The sequence below is a fragment of the Erwinia sp. TECH1 genome (genome assembly GCF_054057575.1).
This window is the reverse complement of record NZ_JBSRZK010000001.1, coordinates 452,670-471,059: the sequence shown is the minus strand read 5'-3', so window position 1 is coordinate 471,059 and position 18,390 is coordinate 452,670. Positions and strand designations below refer to the sequence as shown.

Genomic DNA, 18,390 nt, shown 5'->3' with positions numbered 1-18,390 from the left:
AAACGACATGTCGTTTCAATTTTCAGCTTGTTCCGGATTGTTAAAGAGCAAATATCTCAAACGTGACTCGAAAGCCAGTTTTGAGATAGTTTTTGTAAACTGCATGGTGGAGCTAAGCGGGATCGAACCGCTGACCTCCTGCGTGCAAGGCAGGCGCTCTCCCAGCTGAGCTATAGCCCCATACAGTTACTGCAGAGACCATCTACTACCACTCAACCGCGAGTGACACGTCCTTTTTACGGGAAATGTAATTCTTTTCTGGTCAAGGCGTGGCTTCGCGCCGCATATCACGATATGCAAGTGAAGTCACAACGCAGGACAGGAAAGAATTTGGTAGGCCTGAGTGGACTTGAACCACCGACCTCACCCTTATCAGGGGTGCGCTCTAACCACCTGAGCTACAAGCCTGTAGAGGTTTTTTCTGCTCGTTACTTTTCTATCAGACAATCTGTGTGGACACTGCGCACGAAGGTATCTTCAGGTAAGGAGGTGATCCAACCGCAGGTTCCCCTACGGTTACCTTGTTACGACTTCACCCCAGTCATGAATCACAAAGTGGTAAGCGCCCTCCCGAAGGTTAAGCTACCTACTTCTTTTGCAACCCACTCCCATGGTGTGACGGGCGGTGTGTACAAGGCCCGGGAACGTATTCACCGTGGCATTCTGATCCACGATTACTAGCGATTCCGACTTCACGGAGTCGAGTTGCAGACTCCGATCCGGACTACGACGCACTTTATGAGGTCCGCTTGCTCTCGCGAGTTCGCTTCTCTTTGTATGCGCCATTGTAGCACGTGTGTAGCCCTGGCCGTAAGGGCCATGATGACTTGACGTCATCCCCACCTTCCTCCGGTTTATCACCGGCAGTCTCCTTTGAGTTCCCGACCGAATCGCTGGCAACAAAGGATAAGGGTTGCGCTCGTTGCGGGACTTAACCCAACATTTCACAACACGAGCTGACGACAGCCATGCAGCACCTGTCTCAGAGTTCCCGAAGGCACCAAAGCATCTCTGCTAAGTTCTCTGGATGTCAAGGCCAGGTAAGGTTCTTCGCGTTGCATCGAATTAAACCACATGCTCCACCGCTTGTGCGGGCCCCCGTCAATTCATTTGAGTTTTAACCTTGCGGCCGTACTCCCCAGGCGGTCGACTTAACGCGTTAGCTCCGGAAGCCACTCCTCAAGGGAACAGCCTCCAAGTCGACATCGTTTACGGCGTGGACTACCAGGGTATCTAATCCTGTTTGCTCCCCACGCTTTCGCACCTGAGCGTCAGTCTTTGTCCAGGGGGCCGCCTTCGCCACCGGTATTCCTCCAGATCTCTACGCATTTCACCGCTACACCTGGAATTCTACCCCCCTCTACAAGACTCTAGCCTGCCAGTTTCAAATGCAGTTCCCAGGTTAAGCCCGGGGATTTCACATCTGACTTGACAGACCGCCTGCGTGCGCTTTACGCCCAGTAATTCCGATTAACGCTTGCACCCTCCGTATTACCGCGGCTGCTGGCACGGAGTTAGCCGGTGCTTCTTCTGCGGGTAACGTCAATCGACGCGGTTATTAACCGCATCGCCTTCCTCCCCGCTGAAAGTACTTTACAACCCGAAGGCCTTCTTCATACACGCGGCATGGCTGCATCAGGCTTGCGCCCATTGTGCAATATTCCCCACTGCTGCCTCCCGTAGGAGTCTGGACCGTGTCTCAGTTCCAGTGTGGCTGGTCATCCTCTCAGACCAGCTAGGGATCGTCGCCTAGGTGAGCCGTTACCCCACCTACTAGCTAATCCCATCTGGGCACATCCGATGGCGTGAGGCCCGAAGGTCCCCCACTTTGGTCCGAAGACGTTATGCGGTATTAGCTACCGTTTCCAGTAGTTATCCCCCTCCATCGGGCAGTTTCCCAGACATTACTCACCCGTCCGCCACTCGTCACCCGGGGAGCAAGCTCCCCTGTGCTACCGTTCGACTTGCATGTGTTAGGCCTGCCGCCAGCGTTCAATCTGAGCCATGATCAAACTCTTCAATTAAAAGTTCGATTTGCTGCAACAAGTGCAGCGATGCTCAAGTGTAAAACGTCATAATGAATTTCATTATGTGTTCACTCTTAAGACTTGATATTTTTTTGCGTCCGGAGACGCTTGATATCAATCCTGCGAGTGCCCACACAGATTGTCTGATAAATTGTTAAAGAGCGTTGCGGCCAGTGCTTTCGCTTCCTGCCGCGAGGTGGCGTATATTACGCTTTCCTCCTTCAGAGTCAACCACTTTTTCAGAAGTTTTCCTCCGGCGATTCAGCTTCCTGAACCTCCTGAGCCGCTGGCCTGTAAGCCGTTGTGCCGTCTCAGTGGTTGCGCATTATAGGGAGTTCTCGACGGCTGACAACCCCTAATTTTAGAAAAATAGCGCGTTCGCTGCATTCCACAGCAAAAGGGCTATTTATACGCATTTACCCACAAAGTTATCCACATCCGGCGGTAAGAACAAATTTAGACGAGCATCACGCAAACGTTTTCGCTACAATGCCCCGGAAAAATCCCGGCCCCCATTTGGGGGCGTTACCTGAATCTTCGCTGCTTCTTTCTTTATAAAGGAGGGGAAAAGCTAAGATTGATGTAACGCTCTTATCTATGCGAACCAAAGCCAAGGGATAAAACCTCATGCAACAACCTCGTCCTGTACGCCGCGCTCTGCTCAGCGTGTCCGACAAAGCCGGTATCCTCGAATTTGCACAGGCGCTTTCCGCGCGTGGTGTGGAGCTGCTCTCCACGGGCGGCACTGCTCGTCTGTTGGCCGAGGCCGGCCTGCCCGTTACCGAAGTGTCTGACTATACCGGTTTCCCGGAAATGATGGATGGACGCGTCAAAACCCTGCATCCGAAAGTTCACGGCGGCATTCTGGGACGTCGCGGCCAGGACGATGCCATCATGCAGGCGCACAGCATCGCCCCTATCGACATGGTGGTCGTTAACCTTTATCCCTTTGCACAGACGGTGGCGCGCGAAGGCTGCTCGCTGGAAGATGCGGTAGAGAATATCGATATCGGCGGCCCGACGATGGTGCGCTCCGCGGCCAAGAACCATAAAGACGTAGCTATCGTTGTAAAGAGCAGCGACTACGACGCGGTGATTGCCGAGATGGACGCCAACGATAACTCACTACAGCTGGCTACCCGCTTCGATCTGGCTATTAAAGCTTTCGAGCATACCGCTGCCTACGACAGCATGATCGCCAACTACTTCGGCAGCCTGGTTCCGGCCTATCATGGCGAAACCCGCGAGCCTGCCGGACGCTTCCCGCGTACGCTGAATTTGAACTTCATTAAGAAGCAGGATATGCGCTACGGCGAAAACAGCCATCAGGATGCCGCCTTCTATATAGAAGAGAATGTGACTGAGGCTTCGGTCGCCACGGCGCAGCAGGTTCAGGGCAAAGCGCTTTCTTATAACAACATTGCCGATACCGATGCGGCGCTGGAATGCGTAAAAGAGTTCAGCGAACCGGCCTGCGTGATTGTCAAACACGCTAACCCTTGCGGCGTGGCGGTTAGCGATTCGGCTTTGGGCGCTTACGAGCTGGCTTACAAAACCGATCCTACCTCTGCCTTCGGCGGCATTATCGCCTTTAACCGTGAGCTGGACGAAGCGACCGCTCAGGCAATTATCAGCCGCCAGTTCGTTGAAGTGATTATTGCGCCCTCCGCCAGCGAAGCCGCGCTGAAGGTGACGTCGGCTAAGCAGAACGTGCGCGTGCTGATTTGCGGCCAGTGGCAGCAGCGTCAGACCGGGCTGGACTTCAAGCGCGTGAACGGCGGTTTGCTGGTACAGGATCGCGATCTGGGCATGGTGGAAGCAAGCCAGCTGCGCGTCGTGACCAAACGTCAGCCAACAGAGCAGGAGCTACGCGATGCGCTGTTCTGCTGGAAAGTCGCCAAGTTTGTAAAATCCAACGCCATTGTTTATGCGCGCGACAATATGACCGTCGGGATTGGCGCAGGCCAGATGAGCCGCGTTTACTCCGCCAAAATTGCCGGTATCAAAGCAAAAGATGAAGGTCTGGTCGTGGAAGGCTGCGCGCTGGCCTCTGACGCCTTCTTCCCGTTCCGTGACGGTATTGATGCGGCGGCGACGGCGGGCGTGAGCTGCGTTATCCAGCCTGGCGGATCGATTCGCGATGAAGAAGTAATTGCCGCCGCTGATGAACACGGCATTGCCATGATTTTCACCAATATGCGCCACTTCCGCCATTAATAAGGAACCGACAATGAAAATTTTAGTGATTGGCAATGGCGGCCGTGAGCACGCGCTGGCGTGGAAAGCTTCGCAGTCGCCGCTGGCGGAAACCGTTTTTGTCGCGCCGGGCAATGCCGGCACCGCGCTGGAGCCGGCGTTGCAAAACGTCGCTATCGGCGCGACCGATATCCCTGCACTGCTGGATTTTGCACAGCGTGAGCACATCGATCTGACTATCGTTGGGCCGGAAGCGCCGCTGGTCATTGGCATAGTCGATGCTTTTCGCGCGGCCGGGCTGAAGATCTTTGGCCCGACCCAGGCTGCCGCGCAGCTGGAAGGTTCTAAAGCGTTCACCAAGGATTTCCTGGCCCGCCATAAAATCCCGACGGCGGAATATCAGAACTTCACCGACGTCGAGGCCGCGCTGGCCTATACGCGCAGTAAGGGCGCGCCGATTGTGATCAAGGCAGACGGCCTGGCGGCGGGCAAAGGCGTGATTGTCGCAATGACGCTGGAAGAAGCGGAAGCCGCCATTAAAGACATGCTGGCCGGAAACGCCTTTGGCGATGCCGGGCACCGTATCGTGGTGGAGGAGTTTCTGGACGGCGAGGAAGCCAGCTTTATCGTGATGGTTGACGGCGAGAACGTGCTGCCGATGGCGACCAGTCAGGATCATAAACGCGTGGGCGATGGCGATACCGGCCCTAATACCGGCGGCATGGGTGCCTATTCGCCGGCCCCGGTCGTGACCGATGAAATCCACCAGCGCGTTATGGACGAGGTTATCTGGCCGACCGTCCGCGGCATGGCGGCCGAAGGCAACGTCTATACCGGCTTCCTTTATGCCGGCCTGATGATCGATAACAGCGGCCAGCCGAAAGTCATTGAATTTAACTGCCGTTTTGGCGACCCGGAAACCCAGCCGATCATGCTGCGCCTGCAGTCCGACCTGGTCGATCTTTGCCTTGCCGCCGTTGACGGCAAGCTGGATAGCAAAGACTCCGTCTGGGATCCGCGTCCTTCGCTGGGCGTGGTGCTGGCGGCGGGCGGCTATCCTGGCGATTACGCCACTGGCGACCAGATCCACGGCTTGCCGCTGGAAGCGACGCCGGACGGCAAGGTTTTCCACGCCGGAACCAAAATGCAGGACGATTTGGTGGTGACAAACGGCGGACGCGTATTATGCGTGACCGCGCTGGGCGAAGATGTTGCGGCGGCGCAAAAACATGCCTACGAGCTGGCTAAGCACATCTCCTGGCATGGCAGCTTCTGCCGCACGGATATCGGCTACCGCGCTATCGGGCGTAAATAAGAGTGATTCAGGGGGCAGCACTGTCCCCTTCTCTCTCAAGCTGGCAGCCGATTAAAAGCTGTCGGCCTGCGGCTGTTGCTGACAAAGGTCTTCCGCCGTCGCCAGCAGCAGCTGCGTGCCGCCCGGCGCTTCCAGCCAGGCAAGACTGAGCGGTTCGCCCGATCCCTGCTGATGCTGGGTGATATAACGCACTGCGTTGCTGTCGAAGCCAGGCGAAGCCTTACCGCCTCCGCATAACCTGACCGCGCCCGAAGGCATCCACTCTCCCTGTAATAGCCTTACGCGTCCGCGTAGCAAATCGTCGCTGATAGTCAGCATACGTCCGGCATCAAACTGGTAGAGCGCGATAGCATCAGCCGTCAGCGCTTCCCGTCGATTCGCCAGCTGGCGCTGCATAAAGCTCAGGCGACCGGATTGGTCAAAGCGTAGCGTCACGCTTTCAGGATTTGCGCCCACGATTTTGCGTTCAACAGAAATCAGTTTGCCCTCTTGCCACTGGTAGTCCGTGGTTTCCGTTACCGGCTCGGTAAAAGGGGTATAGACCGTTTGCAGATGGGTTGACTGTGGGGAAGGCGTTTTGCGCCAGATACGCACGGCGCCGCGATCGGCAAGATAGCCGCTGGCGGTAAAATCAGGCATCTGCCGTGAACTACAGCCTGCTAACAGCAGCAGGAACGGCAAAAGGGAACGAGAGAAAAGCGTCACAAGCTGTCCTGGCAGAAACAGCTAAAAAGCCTTAACAAAAGGGGCTTAACGCCCCCCTGTTTAAAACTTTTCACTGTCGATTATTTAACAGCGTCTTTCAGAGCTTTACCAGAAACGAATGCCGGTACGTTTGCAGCTGCAATTTTGATTTCGTTGCCGGTCTGCGGGTTGCGGCCAGTACGCTCAGCACGGTGGTTAACTTTAAAAGTACCAAAACCAACCAGTTGTACAGCATCACCTTCTTTCAGAGACTCAGTAATCGCAGCCAGAGTGGATTCCAGTGCAGCTTTAGCCTGGGTCTTAGACAGGTCCGCTTTGTCCGCAATTACATCAATCAGTTGAGTCTTGTTCATAAGTTATCCTTACAGTGTATTTATCGCTTGCTAAGCATCGAGTGCGAGGGAAAAACCAGTTTCTGGCACTCTCCTGCATACACGCACCGATAGCCACTTTTTTCAGCCCCACAAATGTAGACCAGACTGGGGGCGAATGTGAAGCCTTAAGGCGCTACAAATCAGGCCTGAAGTCACGTTTTATCGCCTTACTGCTGAAAATTTATACCGATATTGCTAATCCCTGATTCCCGCAGGTCAGAACGCAGTCCTTTTATCAGTTCTGGATCCCTTTCCTCACAGGCGCTGAGCAGGCGAAAAATCTCCCACTGGATGTCCCATTCCTCTTCAACGGCAGGATTGGCTTTTAGCTCTTCCTCGGTCATTTCACGTTCGGCCTGGGTCATTTCCAGCATCGCTACAGAAGTGATTGAAGCTTCGCTGACGGCAATAGCGTGCGCCAGGGTTTCACCGCTCAAACGGGAATGCAGCAGTTCGCTCAGCGCGACGCAGGCGTCGATGGCTGGATAAACGCCGTACAGATCGTAATCCTCCGCCGCCGGAATGGCTTCTTCCAGCTTTTCCAGCTGCGAGTCAAAATTCACTTTGGCATCTTTCACCAGCAGCGTTTCCCAGACCAAATCGAGAATACGACGATAAAGCTGGCCGTCGCCAAACTCGGTCTGGCGGCAAAAAGCCCAGTAATTGGGATACATGCGCTCGCACAGGCAGGCCATAAAAGTAACGTGCTGCCAGCTTTCCAGTTTTTCCAGCCGCAGGTGAATCGGATTACGTAACATGTTGGGATCTCTTAAACAAAAGTGCGCGGGCTGCAGTGTAACCGAAAAGCCGGCGCCTCACACCGTTATAGCGGGATGCCGAGACGGGCGAAAGCGGGCCGGTTGGACGCCACGGCATCGGCCCAGCGCGTCGGTTCCGGCAAACGGTAGCCCTGCAGGCAGGTCTCCACCCAGTGCAGCGCCGTATCGTTACTGACGCGGTGGCCCGGCGAAATAAACAGCGGATTGCAGCGTTTTTTGCTGCGCAGCACCCAGCCAATCTGCTCGCCTTTGTCGATCAGCGGCTGTCGGGAGCCCGGCTCGTCGCCTAACGGCTCGAACTTGCCGCATAGCCGGCGTTTCGCCACGCCAATAGTCGGCACATCCACCAGCAGGCCAAAGTGGCTGGCGACGCCAAGACGGCGCGGATGCGCGATGCCCTGACCGTCGACAAACAGCAGATCGGGTTTTTGCTCCAGCTGCTCCCAGGCGGCCAGCAGAGCGGGATATTCGCGAAACGAGAGAAAGCCGGGGATATAAGGCATGGTGGTGGCTATCCGCGCGACGCGATGCTCAATAAGCTTCAGCGACGGATACTCCAACAGCACCAGCGCGGCGCGCGTGACCTCGCCGCCCTGCTCAAACCCCACGTCCGCCCCGGCGATATAGCGCGGTGGCATTACGTCAAAATCATCAGCGCGTACCACTTCCGCCGCACGCGTCGTCTGTTCCTGCTTTAATGCCTGTATATCCATAATTAATCCTGGTGATACTGTCCTGACAGTTTGTGGACGGCCTCCACAAAAGCACCCGCGTGTTCCGGCGGGACATCCTGATGAATGCCGTGACCCAGGTTGAACACGTGGCCCGTGCCGTTGCCGAAGCCCTGAAGAATGCCCGCCACTTCCTGCTCAATACGGGCAGGCGTGGCATAAAGCATAGAAGGATCCATGTTGCCCTGCAGCGCCACTTTATGGCCAACGCGTCGACGCGCCTCGCCAATATCGGTGGTCCAGTCCAGACCAAGCGCGTCGCAGCCGGTTTCCGCCATCGCTTCCAGCCACTGGCCGCCGCCCTTGGTAAACAGCGTCACGGGCACGCGGCGACCGTCGTTTTCACGCTGCAGGCCATCGACGATTTTATGCATGTAGTGCAGGGAGAACTGCAAATAGTCGCGCCCGGTCAGCACGCCGCCCCAGGTGTCGAAAATCATCACCGACTGCGCGCCCGCGCGGATCTGTGCGTTCAGATAGAGCGTAACGCTGTCGGCCAGCTTATCCAGCATCAGATGCAGGGTTTCCGGCTCGGCATACATCATTTTTTTCAGTTTAGTGAAGGCCTTACTGCTGCCACCTTCCACCATGTAGGTCGCCAGCGTCCACGGACTGCCGGAAAAACCGATCAGCGGCACCGCGCCCTGTAAATTTTTACGAATGGTGCGCACCGCATTCATCACGTAGCCCAGCTCCTGTTCGGGATCGAACACGGGCAGTTTTTCGACGTCCGCACGGCAGGTCACAGGCGAGGAGAAGCGCGGGCCTTCGCCAGCTTCAAAATAGAGTCCCAGCCCCATCGCATCAGGGATGGTCAGGATATCAGAGAAGAGGATCGCCGCATCCAGCGCGTAGCGACGCAGCGGTTGCAGCGTGACTTCACAGGCCAGCTCAGCATTTTTACACAGCGACATAAAGTCGCCGGCCTGGGCGCGCGTCGCCTTGTACTCCGGCAAATACCGTCCGGCCTGACGCATCATCCATACGGGCGTAACGTCTACCGGCTGACGCAGCAGAGCACGCAAATAACGATCGTTCTTCAGTTCACTCATCTTCAGGACTCTTTTTCATTCAGACGCACAGTATATCAGTTATTCCGCAGCGGCGCGGCAGAGCGCGACGGTGTCTTCTATCAGCCGACGGGCCACCGTTCCCGCCGGCGGCAGCTGTGGCAAGGCGTCGTAGCGATACCAGTTGGCATCCAGCAGCTCTTTGGGATCAATGTTGATCTCGCCGCTGTCGTAGTCGGCCATAAACGCCATCATCAATGACTGCGGGAAAGGCCAGGGCTGCGAGGAAACATAGCGCAGGTTTTTCACCTTGATGCCGCTCTCCTCCATCACCTCGCGCGCTACGGTTTGCTCCAGCGTTTCGCCTACCTCCACAAAACCCGCCAGCACCGTGTAGATGCCGTTGCGGTGTCGGGTATGCTGAGCCAGCAGGATTTCATCGCCGCGACGAATGGCCACGATGATGCAGGGCGCAATTTGCGGATAATAGCGCTGGCGGCAGTGGCCACACAGGCAGGCCCATTCCGTTTTGCTGCGATGCATCGCGTGTCCACAGTAGCCGCACCACTGATGCGAGCGATAAAATTCGGCCAGCTGGATGCCGCGTCCCGCCAGCTGAAACAGGGCGGGATCCTGATCGAGCAGCTGCCGCAGCGACGCCATCCCTTCCGGACGATTTTCGCTAATCAGCCGTACAGGTTCGCCCTGCCATTCGCCAATCAGCGCGCCTTTCGAGCCGGCCAGGCCTAAATCTTGTGCGTTTCCGTACGGTAATTGACCTTTTGGCAGCCAAAGTTTCTGTTCATGGCTGACAATCCACCAGCCAGCGTCTACGCTTGAAATCTCAAGTTCCATAAATTGCTCATCCTCACTTCACGCACTTACCGGATTGGGATAGACAGTTAAAATAACACTTTTGGAGTCACTCATGCTTGACCAGCTGGAAGTTTTGGCCTCACGCGTAGGCGGATGCAGCGAACTGGTAGACTTTTGCCTTCACTCACGCAAGCAGTTGTTAGTTGCTTATTATCAAATGGTTGGCATGAAGCCTAACAAAGAATCGCTGACTACGCTCGACGAAGAGGCGCTGGATAACTTCTGTCAAAGCCTGGTTGATTATCTCTCAACCGGCCACTTCACGGCGTACGAACGGTTTATTCAGGAAATGGAAGGCACCGACCAGCTGGCCAAAGCGGCGCTGATTTATCCTTCGCTACAGGCGAATACCGAACAGATTATGGCGATTTACGACGCCCATCTGGAAAACGCCATCGATCACGATAACTATCTGGAGTTCCAGCAGGCGCTGTCGATCGTCGGCGAAGCGCTGGAAGCCCGCTTCACCCTGGAAGATAAATTTATTCAGCTGGCGCTGGAGAAGTATGCGGATAAGTCCGCCGCTAATGACTCTGCGATGGCTCGTCCTGCCTGAAAAGTTAACTGTTTAATCCCTTGAGCTTTCCATAACGCCCCTTTATGCTGAAAAGGCAATCGCATGATTGCCTCTGGCGAAAGCCAGACTTCTTCTTGTCGGAGTGCCCCTCGGGGCTGAGACCGTTAATTCGGGATCCGCGGAACCTGATCAGGTTAGAACCTGCGAAGGGAACAAGAGTAAAGATCCAGGTCAGGGCCATCGGCTCTGCGCTTACTCCTCCGAACTCCGGACAAGCAAATTTCCCTTAAGTCAGGAACTTGCTATGTCTACCCAGGTTAAGAAATCCAACCGCCGCGAACAGCGCGCTGAAGCGCAGCAGTTTATCGCTGCTTTACAGGGCACTGCTTTCCCCAATTCCAGACGCATTTATCTGACCGGTTCGCGAGCCGATCTGCGCGTTCCCATGCGTGAAATTCAGCTCTCGCCCACCCTGACCGGCGGCGGCAAAGACAATCCACAGTTTGAAGAAAACGAACCGGTGCCGGTTTACGATACCGCCGGCCCTTATGGCGATCCCGACGCCGCTATTGACGTGCGTGCCGGTATCGCCAGGCTGCGGGAAAGCTGGATTGCAGAGCGCGCCGATACGCAACCGATTGAGCAATTAAGCTCCGTTTATACGCAGCAGCGTCTGGCGGACGAAGGGCTTGATCATCTGCGCTTTGAGAATCTGCCGCGGCCGCGCCGCGCCCAGGCTGGTCGCCGCGTCACGCAGCTGCACTACGCGCGCCAGGGCATTATCACGCCGGAAATGGAATTTATCGCGCTGCGCGAAAACATGGGCCGCGAGCGCGTTCGCAGCGAGGTGCTGTTGCAGCAGCATCCGGGACAGGATTTTGGCGCGCGGCTGCCGGAAAATATCACCGCCGAGTTTGTTCGTCAGGAAGTGGCTGCCGGACGCGCGATTATCCCGGCCAATATCAACCATCCTGAATCGGAGCCGATGATTATCGGCCGCAATTTCCTGGTGAAGATCAACGCCAATATCGGCAACTCTGCGGTCAGTTCTTCGATTGAAGAAGAGGTCGAAAAGCTGGTCTGGTCGGCACGCTGGGGAGCGGATACGGTGATGGACCTCTCCACCGGGCGAAATATCCATGAAACCCGCGAGTGGATCCTGCGCAACAGCCCGCTGCCGATTGGTACGGTGCCGATCTATCAGGCGCTGGAAAAAGTCAACGGCGTGGCGGAAGACCTCAACTGGGAAATATTCCGCGACACACTGCTGGAGCAGGCTGAGCAGGGCGTGGATTACTTCACCATCCATGCCGGCGTGCTGCTGCGCTATGTGCCGATGACGGCGAAACGCCTGACCGGCATCGTTTCGCGCGGCGGCTCCATTATGGCGAAGTGGTGCCTGTCGCATCATCGTGAAAGCTTTCTCTACGAACGCTTCAGTGACATTTGCGAGATCTGCGCCGCTTACGACGTCTCGCTGTCGCTGGGTGACGGCCTGCGTCCTGGCTCAATACAGGATGCCAACGACGAGGCGCAGTTTGCCGAGCTGCGCACGCTGGGCGAGCTGACGAAAATCGCCTGGGAATATGACGTGCAGGTGATGATTGAAGGGCCGGGACACGTGCCGATGCAAATGATCAGACGCAATATGACCGAGCAGCTCGAACACTGCCACGAGGCGCCTTTCTATACGCTTGGCCCGCTGACTACCGATATCGCGCCTGGCTACGACCATTTTACCTCCGGCATCGGCGCGGCGATGATTGGCTGGTTCGGCTGCGCCATGCTCTGCTACGTTACGCCGAAAGAACATCTGGGCCTGCCGAATAAAGAAGATGTCAAACAAGGTTTGATTACCTACAAGATCGCGGCCCACGCGGCGGATCTTGCCAAAGGCCATCCCGGCGCGCAGATCCGTGACAACGCCATGTCGAAAGCGCGTTTTGAATTCCGCTGGGAAGATCAGTTCAACCTGGCGCTGGATCCGCATACCGCACGCGCTTTCCACGATGAAACGCTGCCGCAGGAGTCCGGTAAGGTTGCCCACTTCTGCTCCATGTGCGGCCCGAAATTCTGCTCGATGAAAATCACCCAGGAAGTCCGCGAATACGCAGCAAAACAGGAAGCGGAAGCAGAGCCGATAGCGATCGGCATGGCGGAGATGTCAGAGACGTTCCGCCGTCGTGGCGGCGAGCTTTACCATGCCATGGATGCCTTAACGCAGGAGGAAAAATAATGAGCCGTAGCGCTTTTCCCCTGACGGCAGCCAGGCTGGGGCTTTATCCGGTGGTGGACAGCGTCATCTGGATCGAGCGTTTGCTGGCGGCTGGCGTGCGCACTATCCAGCTGCGCATTAAAGATCTGCCGGAAGCGGCGGTGGAACAGGATATCGCCGCGGCCATCGAGTTAGGTAAACGCTATCAGGCCCGTCTGTTTATCAACGATTACTGGCGGCTGGCGATTCAGCATGGCGCCTATGGCGTACACCTGGGCCAAAAAGATCTGGCTATTGCCGATCTGGATGCGATCCACCGCGCCGGGCTGCGGCTGGGGTTATCCACGCATGATGACGCGGAACTGGATCGCGCGCTGGCCGAGCGCCCATCCTACATCGCGCTGGGACACGTCTTTCCTACGCAAACTAAAGCTATGCCCTCTTCACCTCAGGGGCTTCAGGAGCTGAAGCGGCATGTCGGGCGCCTGCAGAACGTCTCAACCGTGGCTATCGGCGGCATCTCGCTGGCGCGGGCGCCAGACGTGCTGGCAACCGGCGTCGGCAGTATCGCCGTGGTCAGTGCCATTACCCAGGCGGCAGACTGGCAGGCCGCCACCGCGCAGCTGCTGGCGCTGGCAGGAAGCGGAGGGCCGCTTGATGCTTAGCGACGGCGATTTTATGCGTTACAGCCGCCAGCTGCTGCTGGAGGAGTTTGGCCCGCAGGCGCAGGAAAAGCTGCTGGCGGCCAGCGTGCTGATTGTCGGCCTGGGCGGCTTAGGCTCGCCGGCTGCGACGTATCTTGCCGCAGCCGGCGTGGGCAAGCTGCTGCTGGCCGATGACGACAGGGTGCATATCAGCAATTTGCAGCGTCAAATCCTCTACCGCAGCAGCGATATCGGCCAGCCAAAGGCCACGCTGGCGAAGGATCGTTTGCAGGCGCTGAATCCTCAGGTCGAGTTTATAGCGCTTGAGCAGCGTATGGATGCCGCCACGCTGCAGGAAACGGCGCAGCGGGTCGATCTGGTGCTGGACTGCAGCGACAACATGCAGACGCGTCACGCCGTGAATGCCGCCTGCGTCGCAGCCAGCACGCCGCTGATCAGCGCCAGCGCGGTCGGTTTCGGCGGCCAGCTGCTGGCGATCACCCCGCCTTTCCGGCGTGGCTGCTACTGCTGCCTGTGGCCCGATAAAGCGGAGCCGCAGCGCAACTGCCGCACCGCAGGCGTTCTCGGCCCGGTGGTCGGCGTGATGGGCACGCTGCAGGCGCTGGAAGCGTTGAAGATGCTGGCCGGCCAGCCGTCGGCGCTGGACGGCAAGCTGCGGCTGTTTGACGGCAAAACGCAGGCCTGGCGCACGCTTGACCTTGAGCGCAGCCCCGGCTGCCCGGTATGCGGAGGCCATCGTGAACATCATCATTAATGATGAGCCGCACGTTTTTGTCGCGCCGCTGACGCTGACCGCGCTGCTGGCGCAGCTTGCCCATAGCCACTCTGGCACCGCGCTGGCTGTCAATCAGCAGATTGTGCCGCGGGATCGCTGGGACACTCATCTTTTACAGGAAGGCGACAACCTGGTGATTTTCCAGGCTATCGCCGGAGGTTAATATGCTACAGATTGCTGATAAAACCTTTTTTTCCCGGCTGTTTACCGGCACAGGTAAGTTCTCCAGCCCTGCCGTGATGCTCAATGCACTTCGGGAATCCGGCACGCAGCTGGTGACAATGGCGATGAAACGCGTGGATTTACGCGGCGGCGACGACGGCATTCTGGCGCCTTTACGTCAGCTGGGCGTGCAGCTTCTTCCCAATACTTCCGGCGCGAAAACCGCCGAGGAAGCCATTTTTGCCGCGCGCCTGGCGCGGGAAGCGCTGGGCACGAGCTGGGTGAAGCTGGAAATCCATCCCGACGTGCGTTATCTGCTGCCCGATGCCGTCGAAACGCTGAAGGCGGCGGAAACCCTGGTGCGGGAAGGCTTCACCGTGCTGCCCTACTGCCATGCCGATCCGGTACTGTGCAGAAGGCTTGAAGAAGCGGGCTGTGCCGCCGTGATGCCGCTTGGCGCGCCGATTGGCAGCAATCAGGGGCTGAAAACCCGGGATTTGCTGACGATTATTATCGAGCAGGCCAGCGTCCCGGTGGTGATTGACGCAGGCATTGGCGCGCCCAGCCACGCCAGTGAAGCGCTGGAAATGGGCGCCGATGCGGTGCTGGTGAATACCGCCATGGCCTCTGCTCGCGATCCTGTGCAGATGGCGCGCGCTTTCCGCCTCGCTGTAGAAGCGGGCGAACTGGCGCGGCAAAGCGGCCTGGGCAGTCAGCAGCAGCAGGCCGTCGCCACCAGCCCGCTGACCAGCTTTTTGCAAAGCGGAGTGACGCCATGAAAAGCTTCGTCTCACAGTGGGAGCAGCTGGACTGGGACGATATCCGCCTGCGCATCAACAGCAAAACTTCGGCTGACGTGAAGCGGGCGCTGAATGCGTCTGTCGTTGGCCGCGAGGAGCTGATGGCGCTGCTTTCGCCTGCCGCGCAGGCCTGGCTGGAACCGATGGCCCGTAAGGCGCAATTGTTGACGCGCCAGCGCTTCGGCCATGCCGTAAACCTCTTCGTTCCGCTTTATCTCTCCAACCTGTGCGCCAACGACTGCACCTATTGCGGCTTCTCTATGAGCAACCGGATCAAGCGTAAGACGCTGGATGCGCAGGAGATCGAGCGCGAGTGCCTGGCGATCCGGGCGATGGGCTTCGATCAGCTGCTGCTGGTCACCGGTGAGCATCAGGCGAAAGTTGGGATGGATTATTTTCGCCGTCATCTTCCCGCCATCCGCGCGCATTTCAGCTCGCTGATGATGGAAGTGCAGCCGCTGGGCCAGCAGGAGTATGCGGAGCTGAAAACGCTGGGGCTGGATGGCGTGCTGGTCTATCAGGAAACCTATCATCCAACGGTGTATGGTCAGCACCATCTGAAAGGCAACAAGCAGGACTTTTTCTTTCGCCTGGAAACGCCGGACAGGCTGGGACGCGCGGGGATCGATAAGATCGGGCTGGGCGCGCTGATCGGCCTTTCTGACAGCTGGCGCGCCGACTGTTATATGATGGCGGAACATCTGCTTTGGCTACAGAAAACGTACTGGCAAAGCCGCTATTCAGTGGCTTTCCCTCGCTTGCGCCCCTGCGCTGGCGGCATTCAGCCTGCTTCAGTCATGGATGAGGCCCAGCTGGTACAGGTTATCTGCGCGTTTCGTCTGTTTGCGCCGGAAGTGGAGCAGTCGCTGTCAACGCGCGAATCGCCGCAGTTCCGTGACAAGGTGGTGCCGCTGGCGATCAATACGATCAGCGCCTTCTCAAAAACGCAGCCTGGCGGCTACGCCGAGACGCAAAGCGAGCTGGAACAGTTCTCGCCGCACGATAATCGCCATCCGCGGCAGGTAGCCGAAGCGCTGATCCGTGCCGGCATGCAGCCGGTCTGGAAAGACTGGGACAGCTGGCTGGGAAGAGCCTGAGCGCCTGCGCTACCGGGACCGAGAAGACCTGCGTCTCCTGCCTGGTTCAGAGGAGCCTAAGCGCCTGCGCTGCCGGATATACCGGGCATCGGCATATCCGGCATGTCCGGCATTCTGTCCGGCGCATCCGCAAACAGCACCTGTCCCAACAGGCTGTCTTTATTTACCGCGCCATAGCGTAAATTAGTGCTTAGGTATTTCCGATCCAGCCCGGTCAGCTTAACGATAGGCGGCAGAACATCCGGCAGGCGATCGATCATCAGCATCCGGCTAAGCTGTACGGCGTCCCAGCTTACCAGACGCTGATAATAAAGCGCGTTGGCCTCGCACTTTCTTAAATAAAGGTTGTACTCATTATATTCACGCAGCGCCTGCTGCTGCGTAATATTCAGAATAAGGTATTGCGGATCGGTAATTTTCTGTACCAGTTCCTGATAATTGGGCAGCTGTTGAAGCTGCTTAAACATGTCTGCCGCGCCCAGCGTAATAATCGGGCGGAAATAGCGCAGCCAGCTTGCAATAAACGGGTTCTTTTTCGGGGCGGCCATAAACCAGGTTTCAATCACCGGATAGCGCCGATCGACAGTGGAGACATCGCGATAAAAGGCGACCATGTCATAACGGCTGTTGCCGTTGACCGCCAGAAATTCATCCAGCGTGCGGTTTAGTATTACGCTTGCATCCATCCAAACGCCGCCATATTTATACAGCAGCTCCAGGCGAATAACGTCGCTTCTGTGGGCAACCAGCATGTCCTGCCGCGTAAAGACCAGCTCCGGCAGATAGTGCGACAGATTACTGTCATTCACTACCGTTACTGACCAGTCCGGGTTCTCTCGCGCAACCTTATCAACAAAGCTCTGGATTTCCTTTGGCAGCGTCGAGCCGGCCCAGAACATCCAGACCCGTTCAGGAATTTCGCCGGGCGTTCTGTTATGAATAACGATATCCATATCCTGTTCCAGAGCAGGATTGTATTCCGCTAATTTTTTCCTTTTTAATAAGGCTTTTTCTATACGCAGGCGTAGCGAAACCGCATTTTTCAGCGCCGGGCGCACCATGGCCTTTATCTTATTTTTATTCATAATACCTCACAGCAGCTGGCTGACAGTGCTGAGCGACAAATGGAAAGCGCGGCGTATCCGGCAGCGGGAATTTGTATTAATTTAGCAAGGTGAGATAAACATCTCAATATTAAGACATTGCCATTAATAGATTTAAGAGAAAGCTCAGGGAAGAAATGAGAAGCAAAAATATAAATCAATGAAGATTTAAAATAGCCACCTGTGAAAAATCTTATAAATAAAAAATTAGTTTTCGCTTACTTTTTATTTTTTAACGTAAAAATGAATGCGCCTGATAAATATGCGGCACGACTTCCATAAATCCACTCTTGTTATGACTGGCCCTGTTAAAGCTGCCAGAATCGCTGCCGACGCTGGAGAAAAAGCGTCCGGGCCCGTCAGTTTTCCCTCGCGGGCCCGCCTCTTGCTACTTCACCAACAAATCAGGTAGCGCCGCTTCGATAGCCGCCCTGCGGACGGGTAAAGCAGATGCCACAGGAAAATATTGTAAGACGGCGGCGAGCAGCCTTTTAAAGCATCGCCCTTTGTACTGATGTTCAGCCTGGCGCGGCGGCTCTGGCTGGCCTGGCGACAGGAGGTATACAGCCGTAAAATATTAGCGCGATTAAGCGATGCGCAGCTGAAAGATATCGGGTTAACCGGCGATGACATTAAGCGATACAGGTAAAACGGGTCAGCCGAACCACGGATGCAGGGTATTCAGTAATAAAAAACCCCGCCAGCGCGGGGTTCTTTATTTCAGAAGAGGATTGCCGTCCTGCTCTGAAAGGTACTGATGGTATGCGAATACAAGTCAACCACCCGGTCAATATATCGTCATAAAGTATAAAAAACCAGCGTATTTTTATCCAATTTTTAGTACTTGATGATTCTGCATGCTTCGTCACTTATCGCATGTAATAACCTGGAACAACTTCTTTCTTACTGCGTGATAACTCGCATCTCTTCAATAATAAAATGTTGTTCATTGTCGTAGCTGTTATCGTTGCGTCGGGGCCGTTTCACCTGTTGCCGCAGGGCACCGGACTCAGGGAACGGGTTCTGTGATACCGCGAAAAACA

General features: G+C 56.4%; 17 protein-coding genes, 2 tRNA genes, 1 rRNA gene and 1 riboswitch. Of the genes, 10 read left to right on the top strand and 10 right to left on the bottom strand.

Annotated elements, in window-relative coordinates; translation table 11 throughout:
* Positions 1-104 precede the first annotated feature (104 nt).
* The 3 genes from ACVWZ0_RS02080 to ACVWZ0_RS02070 form a co-directional block, all read right to left on the bottom strand.
* Positions 105-180 (bottom strand) — tRNA-Ala (locus tag ACVWZ0_RS02080).
* A gap of 151 nt (positions 181-331) precedes the next feature.
* A tRNA-Ile gene (locus ACVWZ0_RS02075) sits at positions 332-408 on the bottom strand.
* A 74-nt stretch (positions 409-482) separates the two neighbouring features.
* Positions 483-2,024 (bottom strand): 16S ribosomal RNA (locus ACVWZ0_RS02070).
* A gap of 630 nt (positions 2,025-2,654) precedes the next feature.
* Here ACVWZ0_RS02070 and purH point away from each other — a divergent pair.
* Positions 2,655-4,244, top strand: a complete 1,590-nt coding sequence (purH, locus tag ACVWZ0_RS02065) for a bifunctional phosphoribosylaminoimidazolecarboxamide formyltransferase/IMP cyclohydrolase (RefSeq protein ID WP_253456256.1) — start codon at positions 2,655-2,657, stop codon at positions 4,242-4,244.
* A gap of 13 nt (positions 4,245-4,257) precedes the next feature.
* Positions 4,258-5,538, top strand: a complete 1,281-nt coding sequence (purD, locus tag ACVWZ0_RS02060) for a phosphoribosylamine--glycine ligase (RefSeq protein ID WP_253456258.1) — start codon at positions 4,258-4,260, stop codon at positions 5,536-5,538.
* Between the two features lie 51 nt (positions 5,539-5,589).
* On the opposite strand, the gene ACVWZ0_RS02055 is transcribed toward purD, so the two are convergent.
* The 6 genes from ACVWZ0_RS02055 to nudC all read right to left on the bottom strand — a co-directional run bounded on the left by ACVWZ0_RS02055 (position 5,590) and on the right by nudC (position 9,992).
* The gene (locus ACVWZ0_RS02055; RefSeq protein WP_436830621.1) at positions 5,590-6,243 is read right to left on the bottom strand and encodes a DUF1481 domain-containing protein; all 654 of its coding nucleotides are present in this window, start codon (positions 6,241-6,243) and stop codon (positions 5,590-5,592) included.
* Between the two features lie 80 nt (positions 6,244-6,323).
* Positions 6,324-6,596, bottom strand: coding sequence for a nucleoid-associated protein HU-alpha (gene hupA / locus ACVWZ0_RS02050; RefSeq protein WP_017803060.1), 273 nt, complete (start codon positions 6,594-6,596; stop codon positions 6,324-6,326).
* Between the two features lie 188 nt (positions 6,597-6,784).
* Complete coding sequence (locus ACVWZ0_RS02045; RefSeq protein ID WP_253456260.1) at positions 6,785-7,375, bottom strand: YjaG family protein; 591 nt, start codon at positions 7,373-7,375, stop codon at positions 6,785-6,787.
* Positions 7,376-7,440: 65 nt separating this feature from the next.
* Complete coding sequence (gene nfi, locus ACVWZ0_RS02040) at positions 7,441-8,109, bottom strand: deoxyribonuclease V (RefSeq protein ID WP_125290958.1); 669 nt, start codon at positions 8,107-8,109, stop codon at positions 7,441-7,443.
* Between the two features lie 2 nt (positions 8,110-8,111).
* Positions 8,112-9,179: a uroporphyrinogen decarboxylase gene (gene hemE, locus ACVWZ0_RS02035; protein WP_125290957.1), complete on the bottom strand. Its 1,068-nt coding sequence runs from the start codon at positions 9,177-9,179 to the stop codon at positions 8,112-8,114.
* A 39-nt stretch (positions 9,180-9,218) separates the two neighbouring features.
* A complete protein-coding gene (gene nudC / locus ACVWZ0_RS02030; RefSeq protein WP_253456262.1) occupies positions 9,219-9,992 on the bottom strand; it encodes an NAD(+) diphosphatase in 774 nt (257 codons plus the stop codon).
* 73 nt (positions 9,993-10,065) lie between these two features.
* Here nudC and rsd point away from each other — a divergent pair, with 73 nt between their 5' ends.
* The 7 genes from rsd to thiH all read left to right on the top strand — a co-directional run bounded on the left by rsd (position 10,066) and on the right by thiH (position 16,244).
* A complete protein-coding gene (gene rsd, locus ACVWZ0_RS02025; RefSeq protein ID WP_253456264.1) occupies positions 10,066-10,569 on the top strand; it encodes a sigma D regulator in 504 nt (167 codons plus the stop codon).
* Between the two features lie 89 nt (positions 10,570-10,658).
* Positions 10,659-10,759: riboswitch (TPP riboswitch) on the top strand.
* Positions 10,760-10,834: 75 nt separating this feature from the next.
* Positions 10,835-12,766 (top strand): phosphomethylpyrimidine synthase ThiC, encoded by a 1,932-nt coding sequence (gene thiC / locus ACVWZ0_RS02020; RefSeq protein ID WP_253456266.1) that lies wholly within the window; start codon positions 10,835-10,837, stop codon positions 12,764-12,766.
* Positions 12,766-13,410: a thiamine phosphate synthase gene (thiE, locus tag ACVWZ0_RS02015; protein ID WP_253456268.1), complete on the top strand. Its 645-nt coding sequence runs from the start codon at positions 12,766-12,768 to the stop codon at positions 13,408-13,410. Before thiC ends, thiE begins: the two co-directional genes overlap by 1 nt.
* Positions 13,403-14,164 carry a HesA/MoeB/ThiF family protein gene (locus ACVWZ0_RS02010; protein ID WP_253461160.1) on the top strand — a complete coding sequence of 254 codons (762 nt, stop codon included), beginning with the start codon at positions 13,403-13,405 and terminating at the stop codon, positions 14,162-14,164. Before thiE ends, ACVWZ0_RS02010 begins: the two co-directional genes overlap by 8 nt.
* Positions 14,148-14,348, top strand: coding sequence for a sulfur carrier protein ThiS (gene thiS / locus ACVWZ0_RS02005; protein WP_253456271.1), 201 nt, complete (start codon positions 14,148-14,150; stop codon positions 14,346-14,348). Before ACVWZ0_RS02010 ends, thiS begins: the two co-directional genes overlap by 17 nt.
* Position 14,349: 1 nt before the next feature.
* Positions 14,350-15,126 carry a thiazole synthase gene (locus ACVWZ0_RS02000; RefSeq protein WP_253456274.1) on the top strand — a complete coding sequence of 259 codons (777 nt, stop codon included), beginning with the start codon at positions 14,350-14,352 and terminating at the stop codon, positions 15,124-15,126.
* Positions 15,123-16,244: a 2-iminoacetate synthase ThiH gene (gene thiH, locus ACVWZ0_RS01995; protein ID WP_253456277.1), complete on the top strand. Its 1,122-nt coding sequence runs from the start codon at positions 15,123-15,125 to the stop codon at positions 16,242-16,244. Before ACVWZ0_RS02000 ends, thiH begins: the two co-directional genes overlap by 4 nt.
* Positions 16,245-16,300: 56 nt before the next feature.
* Here the strand turns inward: thiH and ACVWZ0_RS01990 are convergent, their stop codons facing one another.
* The gene (locus ACVWZ0_RS01990; protein ID WP_253456279.1) at positions 16,301-17,329 is read right to left on the bottom strand and encodes a glycosyltransferase family 32 protein; all 1,029 of its coding nucleotides are present in this window, start codon (positions 17,327-17,329) and stop codon (positions 16,301-16,303) included.
* A 532-nt stretch (positions 17,330-17,861) separates the two neighbouring features.
* On the opposite strand from ACVWZ0_RS01990, the gene ACVWZ0_RS01985 reads away from it, so the two are divergent.
* Complete coding sequence (locus ACVWZ0_RS01985; RefSeq protein ID WP_253456282.1) at positions 17,862-17,996, top strand: DUF1127 domain-containing protein; 135 nt, start codon at positions 17,862-17,864, stop codon at positions 17,994-17,996.
* Positions 17,997-18,390 lie beyond the last annotated feature (394 nt).